At 65.9% G+C, this 17,348-nt stretch carries 13 protein-coding genes and 1 tRNA gene; 8 read left to right on the forward strand and 6 right to left on the reverse strand.

Annotation, left to right across the window (positions count from 1 at the left end):
- Positions 1-226: 226 nt before the first annotated feature.
- From AC1DKD_RS31855 to AC1DKD_RS31865, 3 genes are all read left to right on the forward strand, one after another.
- Positions 227-1,390, forward strand: coding sequence for an ATP phosphoribosyltransferase regulatory subunit (locus AC1DKD_RS31855; protein ID WP_477144141.1), 1,164 nt, complete (start codon positions 227-229; stop codon positions 1,388-1,390).
- Between the two features lie 114 nt (positions 1,391-1,504).
- The gene (locus AC1DKD_RS31860; RefSeq protein ID WP_477144142.1) at positions 1,505-2,845 is read left to right on the forward strand and encodes an adenylosuccinate synthase; all 1,341 of its coding nucleotides are present in this window, start codon (positions 1,505-1,507) and stop codon (positions 2,843-2,845) included.
- A gap of 143 nt (positions 2,846-2,988) precedes the next feature.
- Complete coding sequence (locus AC1DKD_RS31865) at positions 2,989-3,552, forward strand: phosphoribosyltransferase (RefSeq protein WP_441632058.1); 564 nt, start codon at positions 2,989-2,991, stop codon at positions 3,550-3,552.
- A gap of 87 nt (positions 3,553-3,639) precedes the next feature.
- Here the strand turns inward: AC1DKD_RS31865 and AC1DKD_RS31870 are convergent, their stop codons facing one another.
- The 3 genes from AC1DKD_RS31870 to AC1DKD_RS31880 all read right to left on the reverse strand — a co-directional run bounded on the left by AC1DKD_RS31870 (position 3,640) and on the right by AC1DKD_RS31880 (position 5,294).
- Positions 3,640-4,251: an NAD(P)-dependent oxidoreductase gene (locus AC1DKD_RS31870; protein WP_441632060.1), complete on the reverse strand. Its 612-nt coding sequence runs from the start codon at positions 4,249-4,251 to the stop codon at positions 3,640-3,642.
- Between the two features lie 131 nt (positions 4,252-4,382).
- Positions 4,383-4,817, reverse strand: a complete 435-nt coding sequence (locus AC1DKD_RS31875) for an Rrf2 family transcriptional regulator (RefSeq protein WP_045239423.1) — start codon at positions 4,815-4,817, stop codon at positions 4,383-4,385.
- A 390-nt stretch (positions 4,818-5,207) separates the two neighbouring features.
- Positions 5,208-5,294 (reverse strand) — tRNA-Leu (locus tag AC1DKD_RS31880).
- A 70-nt stretch (positions 5,295-5,364) separates the two neighbouring features.
- Between AC1DKD_RS31880 and rnr the strand changes: the two genes are divergently transcribed.
- The 3 genes from rnr (at position 5,365) to AC1DKD_RS31895 (ending at position 9,536) form a co-directional block, all read left to right on the forward strand.
- Positions 5,365-7,953, forward strand: coding sequence for a ribonuclease R (rnr, locus tag AC1DKD_RS31885; protein ID WP_441632062.1), 2,589 nt, complete (start codon positions 5,365-5,367; stop codon positions 7,951-7,953).
- Between the two features lie 76 nt (positions 7,954-8,029).
- Positions 8,030-8,773 carry a 23S rRNA (guanosine(2251)-2'-O)-methyltransferase RlmB gene (gene rlmB, locus AC1DKD_RS31890; protein WP_035874924.1) on the forward strand — a complete coding sequence of 248 codons (744 nt, stop codon included), beginning with the start codon at positions 8,030-8,032 and terminating at the stop codon, positions 8,771-8,773.
- Positions 8,774-8,777: 4 nt separating this feature from the next.
- Positions 8,778-9,536 (forward strand): SIR2 family NAD-dependent protein deacylase, encoded by a 759-nt coding sequence (locus AC1DKD_RS31895; RefSeq protein ID WP_477102934.1) that lies wholly within the window; start codon positions 8,778-8,780, stop codon positions 9,534-9,536.
- A 175-nt stretch (positions 9,537-9,711) separates the two neighbouring features.
- On the opposite strand, the gene tal is transcribed toward AC1DKD_RS31895, so the two are convergent.
- Positions 9,712-10,650, reverse strand: a complete 939-nt coding sequence (gene tal / locus AC1DKD_RS31900; protein WP_441637509.1) for a transaldolase — start codon at positions 10,648-10,650, stop codon at positions 9,712-9,714.
- A gap of 175 nt (positions 10,651-10,825) precedes the next feature.
- Between tal and rpiA the strand changes: the two genes are divergently transcribed.
- On the forward strand, positions 10,826-11,512 hold the full coding sequence (gene rpiA, locus AC1DKD_RS31905) for a ribose-5-phosphate isomerase RpiA (protein WP_035874903.1): 687 nt from the start codon (positions 10,826-10,828) through the stop codon (positions 11,510-11,512).
- 107 nt (positions 11,513-11,619) lie between these two features.
- Here the strand turns inward: rpiA and AC1DKD_RS31910 are convergent, their stop codons facing one another.
- Together AC1DKD_RS31910 and argA are read right to left on the reverse strand one after the other, a co-directional pair.
- Complete coding sequence (locus AC1DKD_RS31910; protein WP_035874906.1) at positions 11,620-11,895, reverse strand: oxidative damage protection protein; 276 nt, start codon at positions 11,893-11,895, stop codon at positions 11,620-11,622.
- A 110-nt stretch (positions 11,896-12,005) separates the two neighbouring features.
- Positions 12,006-13,442 (reverse strand): amino-acid N-acetyltransferase, encoded by a 1,437-nt coding sequence (gene argA, locus AC1DKD_RS31915; protein WP_045239419.1) that lies wholly within the window; start codon positions 13,440-13,442, stop codon positions 12,006-12,008.
- A gap of 23 nt (positions 13,443-13,465) precedes the next feature.
- Here argA and hrpA point away from each other — a divergent pair.
- Positions 13,466-17,348, forward strand: a 3,883-nt coding sequence (gene hrpA, locus AC1DKD_RS31920) for an ATP-dependent RNA helicase HrpA (protein ID WP_477144143.1), incomplete at its 3' end; no start/stop codon positions are given.

A 17,348-nucleotide genomic window follows, 5' to 3' on the forward strand; every position in this document is an offset into this window, starting at 1 on the left:
GCTGGGCGGCCACGGCCGCCAGGCAATACGACAAAACCCCGGCTTGCCGGGGTTTTGTCCGGCTGGAGGGGTGGCTGCCGATGCCTTCGACGGGCGTCGTCGCCGCCTCATCCGCCGCGCCAGGTGACTGGTGCCCGGCTTGGCCCGTGTCCCGAGGCGAGACGGGAACGTAATTCAACGGGTGGCCCAGGCCGCCCGGCAACTGTGTGAAGTGAAGAGATTTACCATGTCCAATCACTGGCTCCTGCCTGAAAACATCGCCGACGTGCTGCCGTCGGAGGCCCGCAAGATCGAGGAACTGCGCCGCCGCATGCTGGACCTGTTCCGCACCTACGGCTACGAACTGGTCATGCCGCCGATGCTGGAATACCTGGAATCGCTGCTCACCGGGACCGGGCACGACCTGGACCTGCGCACTCTCAAGCTGGTCGACCAGCTCTCCGGCCGCACCATGGGGCTGCGCGCCGACATCACGCCCCAGGTGGCCCGCATCGATGCCCACTTGCTGAACCGCTCCGGCGTGACCCGGCTTTGCTACGCCGGCAATGTGCTGCACGCCCGCCCGGCAGGTTTTCGTGCAACCCGCGAGCCGATCCAGGTCGGTGCGGAAATCTACGGCCATGCCGGCCTGGAAGCCGACGTAGAGATCCAGGCCCTGATGCTGGCTGCGCTGCAGGTGGCGGGACTGACGGAAATCCGCCTGGACCTGTGCCACGCGGGCATCCTGGAAGCGCTGCTGGACGGCCTGCCGTCGAGCCGGAAGATCGAGGACGCGCTGTTCGCAGCGCTGGAAACCAAGGACGTATCGGCGCTGCGCGAACTGACCGAAGGCATGYCGCAGGCCGAGCGCGACGCGCTGCTGGCCTTGCCGACGCTGTACGGTGGCGTGGAGGTGATCGAGCGCGCCCGTGCCACGTTGCCGGCAAGCCCGGCAATCGGCCGCGCGCTGGACGAACTGGCAGCCCTGGCCGCGGAAGTCCGCGGCGCGAGTGTCAATATCGATCTTTCCGACTTGCGCGGATATCACTACCACAGCGGTGTGATGTTTACGGCCTATGTGGCCGGCCTGCCCAATTACGTGGCGCGCGGGGGCCGCTATGACAAGGTGGGTGAAGCCTTCGGTCGCGCGCGGCCGGCGACCGGTTTTTCGCTCGATTTGCGCGAGGTTGCCTCGCTGTCGCCGCTGGAAGTGCGTGCTTTTGCCATCTTTGCGCCGTGGGATGCGGATCCCGCCCTGCGCACGGCGATCACGGCGCTGCGCGAGGCCGGCGAGATCGTGATCCAGTCCCTGCCGGGCCACACGCACCAGCTCGACGAGTTCAACTGCGACCGCCAACTGGTGCGCCAGGATGGCGCATGGACGGTGATTCCGCGCAGCGCCGGGACCTGAGCGCAAGCGCCAGGGCACGGAATTCCCCCGCGTTGCAGGCCGATCTCCCCAAAATCGGGGAGTTGACCTGCAACGAGAGTAAAATACGTTTTTAACCCACTGACCAAAATCAACATGTCCGCTTCTGCAGTAAGCCAGGGACGCAATGTCGTCGTGATCGGCACCCAATGGRGTGACGAAGGCAAAGGGAAAATCGTCGATTGGCTTACCGATCATGCAAAGGGCGTGGTGCGGTTCCAGGGCGGCCACAACGCTGGCCATACGCTCATCATCGGCGGCAAGAAGACCATCCTGCGCCTGATCCCTTCGGGCATCATGCGCGCCGGCACGATTTGCTACATCGGCAACGGTGTCGTGCTGTCGCCCGAGGCGCTCTTTCGTGAAATCGAGGAACTGGAAAGCGCCGGCCTGCAGGTGCAGAACCGCCTGCGCATTTCCGAAGCGACCACGCTGATCCTGCCGTATCACGTCGCCATCGACAAAGCCCGCGAGGCGCGCCGTGGCGCCGACAAGATCGGCACCACCGGCCGTGGTATCGGTCCGGCCTATGAGGACAAGGTTGCCCGCCGCGCGCTGCGCGTGCAGGACCTGTTCGATCCGAAGGCGTTCGCCGAGAAGCTGCGCGAGAACCTCGACCTGCATAACTTCATGCTGACCCAGTACCTGGGCGCCGAAGCAGTCGACTTCCAGACGACGCTGGACGAGATGCTGGCCTTCGCGCCGCGCCTGGCGCCGATGGTGGCCGACGTGTCAGCCGAGCTGTATGCGGTCAACGCTGCCGGCGACAACCTGATGTTCGAAGGCGCGCAGGGCACGCTGCTCGACGTCGACCACGGCACCTATCCGTTCGTCACCTCCAGCAATTGCGTGGCCGGTGCGGCCGCCGCTGGCGCCGGCGTTGGCCCGGGCCGCCTGAACTACATCCTGGGCATTACCAAGGCTTACTGCACCCGCGTGGGTTCGGGCCCGTTCCCCAGCGAGCTGTACGACAATGACAACCCCAAGCGTCAGGATCCGATCGGCGTGCGCCTGGCCAACGTCGGCAAGGAATTCGGCTCGGTCACCGGCCGTCCGCGCCGTACCGGCTGGCTCGATGCCGCCGCGCTCAAGCGTTCGGTGCAGATCAACGGGGTGTCGGGCCTGTGCATGACCAAGCTCGACGTGCTTGATGGCCTCGAAACCCTCAAGCTGTGCGTGGGTTACGAACTGGACGGCAAGACTATCGATATCCTGCCGCGTGGTTCGGATGCCGTGGCGCGCTGCGTACCGGTGTACGAGGAATTCCCCGGCTGGAACGAGTCCACCTTCGGCGTGAAGGCCTGGGATGCGCTGCCGGAACAGGCCCGCACCTACCTCAAGCGCATCGAGGAAGTAGTCGGTATCCCGATCGACATGATCTCGACCGGCCCGGACCGCGACGAAACCATCCTGCTGCGCCACCCGTACGTGGCCTGACGTTGTCTGTGCCCGAAAGGGCGCCGCGCGGCTGACGGGCCGCCGGTACAGGACGGCAAATGCACAAGAGCAAATCGGCCCGCGCAAGCGGGCCGAAACTTTATCGGTCGACAGACCTCAAGCCGAAGAGCCAAGAATAAATCATGACCCTGCCATCGAATGACGAAGAGAACCTGTGGGTCTCCTGGGACGAATACCACAGCCTGATCGCACGGCTGGCGCTGAACGTCCACGAGTCGGGCTGGAAGTTCGACAAGATTCTGTGCCTGGCGCGCGGCGGCCTGCGCGTGGGCGACCAGATGTCACGCATTTTCGACGTGCCTCTGGCCATTCTGGCCACCAGCAGCTATCGCGAAGCGGCTGGCACGCAGCAGGGCGATCTCGACATCGCGCAGTACATCACCATGACCCGGGGCGACCTCTCCGGCAAGATCCTGCTGGTCGATGACCTGGTCGATTCCGGCGTCACGCTGGAGCGCGTGGGCCGCCATTTGCAGGAGCGCTATCCTGCCGTGACGGAAGTCCGCTCGTCGGTGCTGTGGTACAAGGCGTGCTCGAAGGTCAAGCCGGATTACCACGTTACCTTCCTGCCGACGAACCCCTGGATCCACCAGCCGTTCGAGGAGTATGACACGCTGCGCCCGCACAATCTTGCGGCCTGGCTCAAGCGCGGCAAGCATGCTGCTGGCAGCGGTAGCCAGGGCTGAAGCTGCGGACGGCCCCAGCCGCATGGCTGAAATGGCCGCGGCGGCAAAGCAGGGCGGCGGGCGGCGATCAGCCGCCTTTTTTTTCGCTTAGTAGGCCACCGTGTAGCGCTGGCGCGAGTGCGCCGGCTTTTCCACTTCGTCGATCATGGCAATGGCGTAGTCCTCCATCGAGATCCAGCTCTTGCCGCTGGCATCGGATAGCAGCGTTTCCTCACCGACCCGATAGGCACCAGTGCGGGTACCCGGCTCGAACAGCGCGGCGGGGGAGAGAAAGGTCCAGTCCAGTGTGGTCTCGGCACGCAAGGCGTTCAGGAAGTCGCGGCCTGCCAGTGCTTCCGCCTTGTAGGCCTCGGGGAACTGCGGCGTATCGACCAGTTGCACGCCGGGGGCCACATAGAGGCTGCCGGCTCCGCCTACTACCAGCAGACGCGGCACGGCCGCTGCCTTGGCCGCGCCAACAATCTGCGCGGCGCTGGTTTGCAGGAAACGCACGGTGCTGATCGCCACGTCATGGCCGGCGAGGGCACTGGCCAGGGCCTCAGTGTCGGCCACGTCGGCATTGCACGTGGCAAGTCCCTGCCGCGTGGGTAGTTTCTCTGCCTGGCGTGCAATGGCGGTGACGGTGTGGCCGCGGCGCAGCGCTTCGTCGATAAGGCGGGTGCCGACGCGGCCGGTAGCGCCAATGATTGCGATCTTCATGCTCAACTCCTTGCGTGGTTGCTTGGTCAGGCTGCTTCACCGAAGGGTGAGGCCAGCATAGTCAAACCCGTGCCTGGCACGAGTTTCATATCGATATGAAACTATTACGGTTACATATCGGGATAAAAAAATCAGCGCACGCGGCGCTCCGCGGCACGCTCCACATCGGCGAGCATGCCGGCAATCGTGATTTCCGCCAGTGCGCCATCCATCGCGGCCTGCGCGCGGTCGGCGGCTCGCTTCAGCGCCCCGGAGATTTCCCGGCCCACCATGCAGGCCGGGTTGGGCACGCTGTGATGCGGGGCGATCAGCGTTGTCGACTCCACCGCGCGGAATACATCCAGCAGGGTGATCGACCCGGCCGCGCGGGCTAGCGAGGCCCCGCCGTTGCTGCCCATCATGGTACTTACCAGGCCGGCTTCCACCAGTTGACCAACCAGGCGGCGGATCAATGCGGGATTGGTGCCCACGCTGCCCGCGATCAGCGACGACGGCAGGGGGTCGGCCGCGCTGGCCAGCAGGGTCAGGATGTGGACAGCGACGGCGAATCGGCTACTGGTGGTCATGGCGGAAGAGGCAATATGAAACCATGATAGTTACAGATTGGATGACTCGTCAAGCGGCGACCGGGTTGCCGGGACGTCCCGGCAAAGCGCGCACTTGCAATAACTGTGTTGTTTGCGCCACTGAAACTGATACACTCACCCGCAGCGCAGCAGTCGGCGCCGTCCGGGCCGCGCCCTGGCAGTTCGTGTGAGCGCCAGGCCGTGTGCGAGTGAATCCGCCTTAACAGGCGAGAATGGATTCCAGGCTCCGGAGCGGCCGCTGTTGCGGCTGTTTTTATCAAGTCGCGCAGTCGCGTCAATATCGAATCGGGAGTGCAAAGTTGCAAGATCAGACGCCGGAAAACAAAAAACCCGCAAGGCTCGAAAGCGCTGCGGGTTTTCCGTTTGATCTGGTGCCCAGGAGAGGACTCGAACCTCCACAGTGTTGCCACCGCTAGGACCTGAACCTAGTGCGTCTACCAATTTCGCCACCTGGGCGGGCGTCGAAACAACCGAAGCGCTCATTATAGCGACCGCAAAACGTTTGTCAAATTATTTCTAGAAAAAATTGAATCAGAATAACTATCCGATCCCTAGTCGGGAAGAAATCCTTGGCGTCCTGAGGACGTCCGGGTCGCCACTGTCGGCTGGCGATATCGCCAAGGCGCTCGCCGTCACGCGCAAGGAACACGACGGCTTCCAGAAACGCCTCGCCGCCATGGAGCGCGACGGGCAGATCGAACTCAACCGCAAGGGCCGCTACGAGCTGGCCCACCAGCCCAACTTCGTGGTCGGCCGGGTGCAAGGCCACCGCGACGGCTTCGGCTTCCTGATCCGCGATGATGGCGATGACGACATCTTCCTGCCGGAGCGCGAGCTGCAGAAGGCCATGCACAACGACCGCGCCCAGGTGCGCGTGATCGGCTACGACCGGCGCGGCCGGCCCGAAGGGCAGATCGTCGAGATCCTCGAGCGTGCCAACCGCTACGTGATCGGTCGCCTGTTGAGCGAGGGCGGCGTGCTGGTGGTGGCGCCCGAAGACAAGCGCATCAGCCAGGACATCCTGATCCCGCCCAAGGCCCAGGGCAAGGCGCAAGTCGGCCAGGTGGTCAGCGTGGAGATCATTGATTACCCCGATCGCTACGTCCAGCCGGTGGGCCGCGTGGTCGAAGTGCTGGGCGACTTTGACGATCCCGGCATGGAAATCGAGATCGCCGTGCGCAAGTACGGTGTGCCGCATGCCTTCTCGGACGCCTGCGCCAAGGAAGCCCTGGCGCTGCCCGACGAGGTGCGCGAAGCCGACCTGGAACACCGCATCGACCTGCGCGACGTGCCGCTGGTGACCATCGACGGCGAAGACGCGCGCGACTTCGACGATGCGGTCTACTGCGAGCCCGTCAAGATCGGCCGCGCCAAGGGCTGGCGCCTGGTGGTGGCGATTGCCGATGTGTCGCACTACGTGCGCCCGGGCACGCCGCTGGACGCCGATGCGCTGGACCGCGCCACCTCCGTGTATTTCCCGCGGCGCGTGATCCCGATGCTGCCGGAGAAGATCTCCAACGGGCTGTGCTCGCTTAACCCGCAAGTCGACCGTCTGTGCATGGTGTGCGACGCGGTGATTACCGCGAAGGGTGAGCTCAAGGGCTACCAGTTCTATCCCGCCGTGATGCATTCGGCGGCACGTCTGACCTATAACGAGGTCTGGTCGGTGCTGTCCAATACCAAGGGGCCGGAGGCGCACAAGCGTGCCGACCTGGTGCCGCACCTGCAGAACCTGTATGAGCTGTTCCAGGTCCTGCTGAAGGCGCGGCGCGAGCGTGGTGCGATCGACTTCGACACCACCGAGACGTATATCGTGTGCAATGCGCAGGGCAAGATCGAGCAGATCCTGCCACGTACCCGCAACGATGCCCACCGCCTGATCGAGGAATGCATGCTGACCGCCAACGTGTGCGCAGCCGATTTCCTCGAGCGCTTCAAGCATCCCGCGCTGTACCGGATCCACGCCGGCCCGAGCGAGGAAAAGCTGAAGAACCTGCGCGAGTTCCTGCGCTCGGCCGGCCTCTCGCTGGCTGGCGGCGACAAGCCGCAGGCGGCCGATTACGCCGAAGTGATGGACAAGATCAAGAGCCGTCCCGATGCGCCCATGCTGCAGACCATGCTGCTGCGCTCGATGCAGCAGGCGGTCTATAGCCCCGACAATATCGGCCACTTCGGCCTGGCTTATGAGGCCTACGCCCACTTCACCAGTCCGATCCGCCGCTACCCGGATTTGCTGGTGCACCGCGCGATCAAGGCCGTGCTGGCGCATACCAAGTACGTACCGGCATTTGCGCCGGGTACCGCGCTGAACACCGCGATCGCACCCAAGGCGCGCCGCCTGCAAGCCAAGGATGCCGCGGCCAAGGCAGAGCAGACCGCAGCGCGCGCCAAGCGCAATGAAGCCATCTGGGATGAGCTTGGCCTGCATTGCTCGGCCAATGAACGCCGCGCCGACGAAGCCTCGCGCGATGTGGAAGCCTGGCTCAAGTGTTACTTCATGCGTGACAARCTCGGCAGCGAGTACTCGGGCACCGTCAGCTCCGTTACCTCGTTCGGCATCTTCGTGCAGCTCGATGAGCTCTATGTGGAAGGCCTGGTCCATGTCACCGAGCTGGGCAGCGATTACTTCCAGTACGACGAGGCGCGCAATGAACTGCGCGGCGAGCGTACCGGCATCCGCTACCGCCTGACCGACCGCGTACGCGTGCAGGTTTCGCGCGTGGATCTCGATGCCCGCAAGATCGATTTCCGCCTGGTGCAGGAGCCGTCGGCCAAGAACCTGCGCGCCCGCGTCCCGACCACCGAGGCCGCGCCCAGGGTGCCTGCCGCGCACGCCGTGCCCGCGCGCAAGAAAGGCCGCCAGCTGGCAGCCCTGCTGGGCGGCAGCTCCAAGCCGGAAGAGTCGTTCGACGAAACGCTGGATCGCGTGATCGAAGAGCAATCGGTGTTCGAGGCCGTCATGACGCCGGTCAAGCCGCATGTGGGGCAGGGCGCCAAGGCCGGCGGCAAACCGGCCAAGCGCGCCGCCAAGCCCAAGCCGCAGCACCTGGGCTCGACCCACAAGGCCGGTGCCAAGCCGGCCGGCAAGAGCAGCCGCGCGTCGCGCAAGCGCTGATGGCGGGTAGTTGCCGGGGCAGCGCCAAGCGGCCCCGGCAACTGGCCAAGCCATGGCGGGAATGTACAATCCCGCCATGGCTAAACAAAAACTCCTGATCGGCTTTCACGCCGTCACCGCGCGCCTGCGCCAGGACGCCGCCGGCGTCACCGATGTCTACGTAGAATCCGCGCGGCGTGACCGCCGCATGCAGGATTTCATCCGCCTTGCCGAAAGCCTTAACGTTCGCCTGCACCCGGTGGACGCCGAGCGCCTGCGCGGCATGGCCGGCACCGACCGTCACCAGGGCGTGGTCGCCCGCGCTGAAGACGTGGCGCTGGCCCTTAATCTCGACGAACTGCTGGACGGCATCGAGGGCACGCCCTTGCTGCTGGTGCTGGACGGCGTTACCGATCCGCACAACCTGGGCGCCTGCCTGCGCGTGGCCGACGGCGCCGGCGCGCATGCGGTGATCGCCCCCAAGGACCGCAGCGTGGGCCTGAATACCACGGTGGCCAAGGTGGCCAGCGGCGCGGCGGAAACCGTCCCCTACATCACTGTCACCAACCTGGCGCGCACCCTGCGCGAACTGCAGGAGCGCGGCATCTGGGTGATCGGCACCGCGGACGGCACGGAGAAGACGATCTACGACGTCGACCTCAAGGGCCCGATGGCTCTGGTTATGGGCGCCGAAGGCGAGGGCATGCGCCGCCTCACCCGCGAAACCTGCGACGAACTGGTCGGCATCCCGATGGCTGGTGGCGTGGAAAGCCTGAACGTCTCGGTAGCCAGTGGCGTGTGCCTCTATGAAGCGGTGCGCCAGCGCCGCCTGCCGCGCTGACGGCATGGCGGCGGACCTTGACGCGCAGGCACTGGAAGCCTCGCGCCGCCTGATCGCCGGGGCCGGCAATGTCATGGTGCTGACCGGAGCCGGCGTTTCCGCCGAGTCCGGCGTGCCCACGTTCCGCGATGCCATGACCGGCCTGTGGTCGCGATTCAATCCCGAGGAACTGGCGCAGGAAGATGCCTACCGGCGCCAGCCTGCGCTGGTGTGGGAGTGGTACCTGCACCGGCGCGAGCTGGTGGCGGCAACGCATCCGAACCCGGCGCATTTCGCCATCGCGGCACTCGCGGCACAAAAGGCTGTCACCCTCGTCACGCAGAACGTGGACGGCCTGCACCAGCGTGCCGGCAGCCCCGATGCGATCGAGTTGCATGGCAACCTGTTCGCCAACAAATGGCTGGACGGCTGCGGCCGTTGCGACCCGGCGACCGCCGCGCCCGGCATGCCGCCGCGTTGTGCCATCTGCGGCGCCATGATGCGTCCCGGCGTGGTGTGGTTTGGCGAGGAACTCCCGCGCGTGGCGCGCTATCGTGCAGAGCACGCGGCCGAGAATTGCGACCTTTGCCTGGTGGTGGGCACCTCGGGCCTGGTCTATCCGGCCGCCGGCATGCCCGGTGCCGCCAAGGATCATGGCGCCCACGTCATCGTGGTCAATCCCGAGCCGTCGGCGCTGGACCAGACCGCTGACACCGTGCTGCGGGGACCGGCCGGGGTAGTCTTGCCCTTGCTGTGGGACGGCGCTCCGGCGGCGCCGGCCTGAACCGCTTCGCCGCCTGATTCTCAAAATGCCGCAACCCATCGATACGGCAGCGAGAGCTGCGGGGGACGTGATCGTGGTGGCCGCCCGCATGCAGGATTTCGCCTTGTATCCAGGCCTGCATATCAACTGGTCAGTGCCGCCCGAGCGCCGACCAGCCGGCGTGGCGCCGCTACCCTCAAGCCGTAATCAACGCCTCCAGCTTCACCGCATCCGCGGCAAACGCGCGAATTCCCTCGGCCAGCTTCTCCGTCGCCATCGCATCCTCGTTGAGCTGCCAGCGGAAGGCGGCTTCATCGCACGCGATGCGGGCGATATTGCCGGCCTGCGCCTGGTCGACCGACAGCTTGCGCTCGACCGTCCCTGCGCTGCCGGCCAGCGTTTCCAGCAGGTCCGGGCTGATCGTCAGCAGATCGCATCCAGCCAGCGCCAGGATCTGCTCCGTGCTGCGGAAACTGGCGCCCATCACTTCGGTGGGGTAGCCGAACTTCTTGTAGTAGTCGTAGATCTGGCGCACCGAGCGCACGCCGGGATCGTTGTCGCCGGCGTTGGCGGCGGCATCCCATTTGTCGCCGGCCTGCTTCTTGTGCCAGTCCAGGATGCGGCCGACAAAGGGCGAGATCAGTTGCGCGCCGGCCTCGGCACAGGCGACGGCCTGCGCCAGCGAGAACAGCAGCGTCATGTTGCAGCGGATGCCTTCGCGCTGCAGTACTTCGGCGGCGCGGATGCCTTCCCAGGTGGAAGCGATCTTGATCAGCACCCGTTCGCGGGCGATACCGCGCTGCTCGTACAGCGAGATCAGGTGGCGCGCCTTGGCCACGGTGGCTTCGGTGTTGAAGGACAGGCGGGCGTCGACTTCCGTCGAGACGCGGCCCGGCACGATGGCCAGGATTTCGCAGCCGAAGGCGATCAGCAGGGCATCCATGACCGCGTCGGTGCCTTCATGGCTGCGCACGGCCTTTTCGAGCAGCGGGCGGTACTCGGTCTTCTGGACGGCTTTGAGAATCAGGGAGGGATTGGTGGTGGCGTCTTGCGGCGTGTACTGCTTCATCACCTGGAAATCGCCGGTGTCCGCCACCACGGTGGTGAACTGCTTGAGCTGATCGAGCTGGTTCATGGTCAGTGAGTTGCTTATAAAGGTTTGGTGATGGCGCGGGACCGAAGCGGCAGGTCCCGGACGCCGCGCTGATGCATGCCTCGGGGCATTGTACCGTCGGTACGCGCCAGCACCTGCGATGCCACGGCAATCCGGTACACTATGCGGTTTCCCCCAAAGCAGACGGGCTGTTGTCATGACACAGGATGAACTCAAGGCGCTGGTGGCGCAAGCCGCGGCCGACTATGTCAAGGAGGTAGTGCCGGCGGGTGCGGTGCTGGGCGTGGGCACGGGCTCCACCGCCAACCTTTTTATCGATGCGGTAGCGGCGTTCAAGGAACGGTTCGCTGGCGCGGTTTCCAGCTCCGAGGCTTCCACTCGCCGCTTGCAACAGCACGGCTTCAAGGTGCTGGACCTGAACGAGGTCGACGAGATCCCGGTATATGTGGACGGCGCCGACGAGATCGACGCGAGCGGCGCCATGATCAAGGGCGGCGGCGGCGCGCTGACGCGCGAAAAGATCGTGGCCTCGGTGGCGCAGCGTTTTGTCTGCATCGCCGATGGCAGCAAGCTGGTGAATGTGATGGGCGCATTCCCGCTGCCGGTGGAAGTGATTCCGATGGCACGTGCCGCGGTGGCGCGCAAGCTTGCCACGTTTGGCGGCCAGCCCCGCCTGCGGATGACCAAGGAGGGCGGCATCTACAAGACCGACAACGGCAATGTGATCCTGGACGTCGCAGGCCTGAAGATCACCGATCCGAAGGCGCTGGAAGCGGCCATCGATCATGTGCCCGGCGTGGTCACAGTGGGACTCTTTGCCTTGCGCGGCGCCGACGTGTTGCTGCTTGGCACGCCCGATGGCGTGGCGCGCAGCGATTATTGACCATTGACCGGCCCCGCCGACGGGCCGCCAGCGCATGAAAAAAGGGTGCCGCGAATGGCACCCTTTTTTCTTCCCACCCGGAGGCGCAAGGCCGCGGGCAGGGGAAATCACGCTTGCGGCGGCGGGACGTAGCCCTGTGCCTGGTCGGCGCCTTCGCCGAAGAAGTACTTCTCCGTCTGCTTGAGCAGGTACTGGCGTGCCCGGGCATCGGCCATATTGAGGCGGTTCTCGTTGATCAACATGGTCTGGTGCTTGAGCCAGCCGGCCCAGGCTTCCTTGGACACGCTTTGCCAGATCTTCTTGCCGAGTTCGCCCGGCAGCGGCGGCAGGTCGAGCCCTTCGGCTTCCTTGTTGAGCTTGACGCATTGAACCATGCGGGCCATGGGAACTCCTTGTTATCGTGTGATGTAGCCGGCGCGGCGAGGGAGCCGGCCGTTGCGGTGCCGCTATTGTAACGAAGCGGAGGCCAGCCTTCAGGCTACCCCCACCGCCATCACAGTTTCTTCATCAGCACCATGGACTTGCGCTGCCAGTTGTACAGCTTGCGCTTGTCTTCCGGCAGGTCGTCCACGTTGGCGTGGACAAAGCCGCGTTTGAGGAACCAGTGTTCCGTGCGCGTGGTGAGCACGAACAGGCGGTCCAGGCCGAGACTGCGCGCGCGGCGCTCGATGCGTTTGAGCAGGCGTTCGCCGTCGCCGGTGCCCTGCGCTTCGGAGGACACCGTCAGGCAGGCCATCTCGGCCATGCCCTCGCGCGGGTAAGGGTAGACCGCCGCGCAGCCGAACAGCACGCCGTCGTGCTCGATGACCGAGAAGTTGGCGATGTCGCGCTCGATCAGGTGACGCCCGCGCGGCACCAGCGTGCCGTCCTGCTCCAGCGGCGCGATCAGCTGCAGGATGCCGCCGACGTCGTCCAGCGTGGCTTCGCGCAGGCTTTCCAGGTCGGTGTCGGAGATCATGGTGCCGACGCCGTCGTGCAGGAACAGTTCCAGCAGCACCGAGCCGTCCAGGTGGAAGGGGATCAGGTGGGCGCGCGGCACTCCGCCCTTGAGCGCCTTGACCAGGTGTTCGAGGTAATAAGCGACGTCGGGCGGCAGGTGGTTGTTCTGCAGCCGCTCGATGGCGGTGCGCAGCGACATTTCCGGCATCAGCTTGCCGACCGCGTCCTGCACGCCGGGCACCTCGGTGATAAAGACCAGCTTGTCAGCCTTCAGCGCGATGGCGGTGGCGCTGGCCACGTCTTCCATCGACAAGTTGAAGGCCTGGCCGGTCGGCGAGAAGCCAAGTGGCGAAAGCAGCACGATCTTGCCGTGCGACAGCGACATGCGCACCGACTCCCCGTCGATCTTGCGCACCAGGCCGGTATGCTGGTAGTCCACGCCGTCGACAATGCCCAGCGGGCGCGCGGTAACGAAATTGCCCGAGATCACCGACAGCTGGGCGCCCGCCATGGGCGTATTGGGCAGGCCCTGGCTGAAGGCGGCCTCGATGTCCAGGCGCAGTTCGCCGGCGGCTTCCTTGGCGCATTCGAGCGCGGCGTTGTCGGTGATGCGCACGCCGTCGGTGAATTGCGACTCGACGTGGCGCAGCGCGAGCTGTTCTTCCACCTGCGGGCGCGAACCGTGTACCAGCACGATCTGCATGCCCATGGCGTGCAACAGCGCCACGTCGTTGACCAGCGCATTGAGGATGTTGGCCTTGACCAGTTCGCCGCCGAAGGCGATCACGAAGGTCTTGCCGCGGAAGGCGTGGATATAGGGCGCGACCGCTCGTAGCCAGTCGACGAACTGCTGGTGGTCGGGGCCGCCGCGCTCGACCGGGTCGGCGCAGACAGCAGGCGCGGGTGGCGCGGAAGGGTCCGTGACGGGCAGGGGCTCGTCCTTTTCGGACGGCGCGGGCGCGTCGGCTAGCGTGTCGGTTCTTGCATTCATGCCGCGGATTATAATCCCGGCCAATGTCAGCACAACGCCCCGCCAAACCTTTGTCGCCGGATCGGAAAACCGATGCCGGCCAGCCGGCGCCCAAGGTCGCCCCGTCTCCCGCCCAGCCCGCTAATCAGCCCGCCGCCAGGCAGGCCCGCGCGCCTGCCGTCGCCGCTGCGCCGGTAGCCGGCGAGCGCCAGGAAGGGCGCCGCGAGCAGCGCCCGTCCGGACGGCAGGAGGGGCGCCATCCACCCCAGCCGGCAGGCGGCTCCCCGGCCCAAGCCGGCGCACCCGCCGAACGCCCGCCAGGACAGCCGCGCCAGGACAGGCCCGCCCGTCCGCGTCCCACGAATGGCACGGCCACGCCGCCACGCCCGCCACGGGAAGGCCGCGAGGCCGGCCCGCGCCGCGCCGCGCCGCCCGGAAGCCAGGAGCGTCCGGAGCGTCAGGACAGGGCAGAGCGCCAGGAACGTGCGCCGGGTGAAGCGCGCCGTCCGGTTCGCCAGGCCAATCCGTTGCCGCCCATCAGCTTCCCCGAGGCGCTGCCGGTATCGGCCCGCCGCGAGGAAATCGCGCAAGCGCTGCTGGCCAACCAGGTGGTGATCGTTTCCGGCGAGACCGGCTCCGGCAAGACTACCCAGTTGCCCAAGATCTGCCTGTCGATCGGGCGCGGCCCGGGCGCGGATGGCGGCGGTGGCCTGATCGGCCATACCCAGCCGCGCCGGATCGCGGCCACCTCCACGGCCAAGCGGATCGCGCAGGAGATCGGCACGCCGCTGGGCGAGCATGTGGGCTACCAGGTGCGCTTCAACGACACCATGTCGCCCGGTGCCTCGGTCAAGCTGATGACCGACGGTATCCTGCTGGCCGAGACGCAGACCGATCCGCTGCTGCGGGCCTACGACACCATCATCATCGACGAGGCGCATGAACGCAGCCTCAATATCGATTTCCTGATCGGCTACCTGAAGGAGATCCTGCCGAAGCGGCCTGACCTGAAGCTGATCATCACGTCCGCGACCATCGACGCCAACCGCTTTGCCGAGCATTTCGCACAAGGTGGCAAGCCCGCGCCGGTGATCGAGGTCAGCGGGCGCCTGTATCCGGTTGAGATCCGCTACCGGCCGATCGAGAAGGACAAGCCCGCGCCGGGCGAGGCTGCGCCCAGATCGGCGCAAACGAAGGATCGCGACCTCTTCGACGGCATCGTCGAGGCCGTGGACGAGCTATGCCGTCTCGGGCCGGGCGACGTGCTGGTATTCCTGCCCGGCGAGCGCGAGATCCGCGAGGCGGCGGAAGCGCTGCGCAAGCACCATCCGCCGCATACCGAGATCCTGCCGCTGTTCGCGCGGCTGTCGGTGCAGGAGCAGGAACGCGTGTTCCGGCCCTCCAATGCCCGCCGCATCGTACTGGCGACCAATGTGGCCGAAACCTCGCTGACGGTGCCAGGCATCCGTTATGTGGTCGATACCGGGATGGCGCGAGTCAAACGCTATTCCTACCGCAACAAGGTCGAGCAGTTGCAGATCGAGGCGATTTCGCAGGCTGCGGCCAACCAGCGGGCCGGGCGTTGCGGCCGGGTGGCCGACGGCGTGTGCATCCGGCTGTACGAGGAGGCCGATTTCATCGGCCGCGCACGCTTTACCGATCCGGAAATCCTGCGCTCCTCGCTGGCCGCGGTCATCCTGCGCATGAAGGCGCTGAAGCTGACCGCGATCGAGACCTTCCCCTTTATCGAGCCGCCGCTGGGCCGCGCCATTGCCGACGGCTACCAGTTGCTTCAGGAACTGGGTGCCGTGGAAAGCGTGGGTGACGACGCCAACGCTTTGACCCAGACCGGGCGCCAGCTGGCGCGCCTGCCGCTCGACCCGCGGGTGGCCCGCATGACCCTGGCCGCGCGCGAGCACCATTGCCTGCGCGAGGTGCTGATCATCGCCAGCGCGCTGTCGGTGCAGGACCCGCGCGACCGCCCGCAGGAGGCGCAGGAAGCGGCCGACCAGGCGCACCGCAAGTTCATGGACGAGAAGTCCGAGTTTCTGGGCTGGGTCAAGCTGTGGAAATGGTTCGAGGAGGCGGTGGCGCACAAGAAGACCAACCGCCAGTTGCAGGACCAGTGCCGCGCCAATTTCCTGTCGCATGTGCGCCTGCGCGAATGGCGCGACGTGCATTCGCAGTTGCTGACCACCGTGACGGAGCAGGGCTGGCGCCTCAACGAAAGCGAGCCCACCTATGAACAAGTGCACAAGGCGCTGCTCACCGGCTTGCTGGGCAATGTGGGCTGCAAGCTGGAAGACGCCGACGGCCGCGGGCGCGAGTACCTGGGCGCGCGCGGCATCAAGTTCCATCTGTGGCCCGGCTCGCTGATCGCGCGCAAGGTAGGCCGCTGGGTCATTGGCGCCGAGCTGATCGAGACCAGCCGGCTGTTCGCTCGCACGCTGGCCAGGATCGAGCCGGAATGGCTGGAACAGGTGGGCCGCCATTTGCTCCGCGTGAGCTGGAGCGATCCGCACTGGGAGAAAAAATCCGGCCAGGTGATGGCGATGGAGCGCGCCACGCTGTACGGGCTGGTGGTCTACCAGCACCGGCGCGTGCACTACGGCCCGATGAACCCGCAGGAAGCACGCGAGCTGTTTATCCGCCGCGGGCTGGTGGAGGGCGAGTTCGACACCAAGCTGCCGTTTTTCGCGCATAACCAGCGGCTGACACGCGAGATCGAGAATCTGGAACACAAGTCGCGCCGCCAGGACGTGCTGGTGGACGATGAACTGATTTTTGCGTTCTACGACCGTCTGATCCCCGCGGAGATCCATCAGCAGGCCACGTTCGAGCAGTGGTACCAGAGCGAAAGCGCGCGCGACCGCAAGCTGCTTTACCTGAACCGCGAAGAGCTGATGCGCCACGAGGCTGCCGGCATCACCACGGACCTGTTCCCCAAGGTCATGCCGGTGGCCGGCGTCGATATGTCGCTGACCTATCATTTCGAACCTGGCAGCCATCGCGACGGCGTGACGCTGACCGTGCCGCTGTATGCGCTCAACCAGGTGCGCCCGGAGCGGGCCGACTGGCTGGTGCCGGGCATGGTCAAGGAGAAGGTCCACCTGCTGCTCAAGTCGCTGCCGCAGAAGCTGCGGCGCCATTGCGTGCCGCTGCCGGATTACGCGGCGGGCTTTGTCGATCGCAATCCCTTTGGCGAAGGCGAACTGCTCGACGTGCTGATCGCCGACATCCGCGAGCAGACCGGCACCATGGTCAAGCGCGCGGACTTCAAGCTGGAAACCCTGCCCGCTCACCACGCGATGAATTTCAAGGTGGTGGACGAGCACGGCAGGCAGCTGGACATGGGCCGTAACCTGGCGCAGCTGCGCGCCGAGTTCGGCGGGCAGGCGCAGCAGTCGTTCCAGAACATCGCGGCGCGCGATGTGCCGGCGGCCGAGGCCGGGCAGTACGAAAACCTGACCAGCTGGTCGTTCGGCGAACTGCCTGAGCTGCTGGAGATCCGCAAGGGCAACCAGACGCTKTATGGCTACCCGGCGCTGGTTGACCACACCACCTATTGCGAAGTGGCGGTGTTCGACGATCCGCAGGAGGCGGTGCGCATCCACCACGCCGGGCTGCGCCGCCTGTTCGCGCTGCAATTGCGCGAGCAGGTGAAGTTCCTGGAGAAGAACATCCCCGGCCTGCAGCAGATGGCGATGCAGTACATGACGCTGGGCACGCAGGAAATGCTGCGCGACCAGATCGTGATGCTGGCGCTGGAGCGGGCCTGCCTGCAGGCGCCGCTGCCGCGCAACGAGGCCGAGTTCGCCGCGCGTAAGGAGGAAGGGCGCTCGCGCCTGAACCTGCTCGCGCAGGAAATCGCCCGGCTGGTTGGGGCGGTGCTGGCCGAATACGCGACGCTGCCGCGCAAGCTGATCC

Source organism: Cupriavidus sp. 05T313 (genome assembly GCF_056396665.1).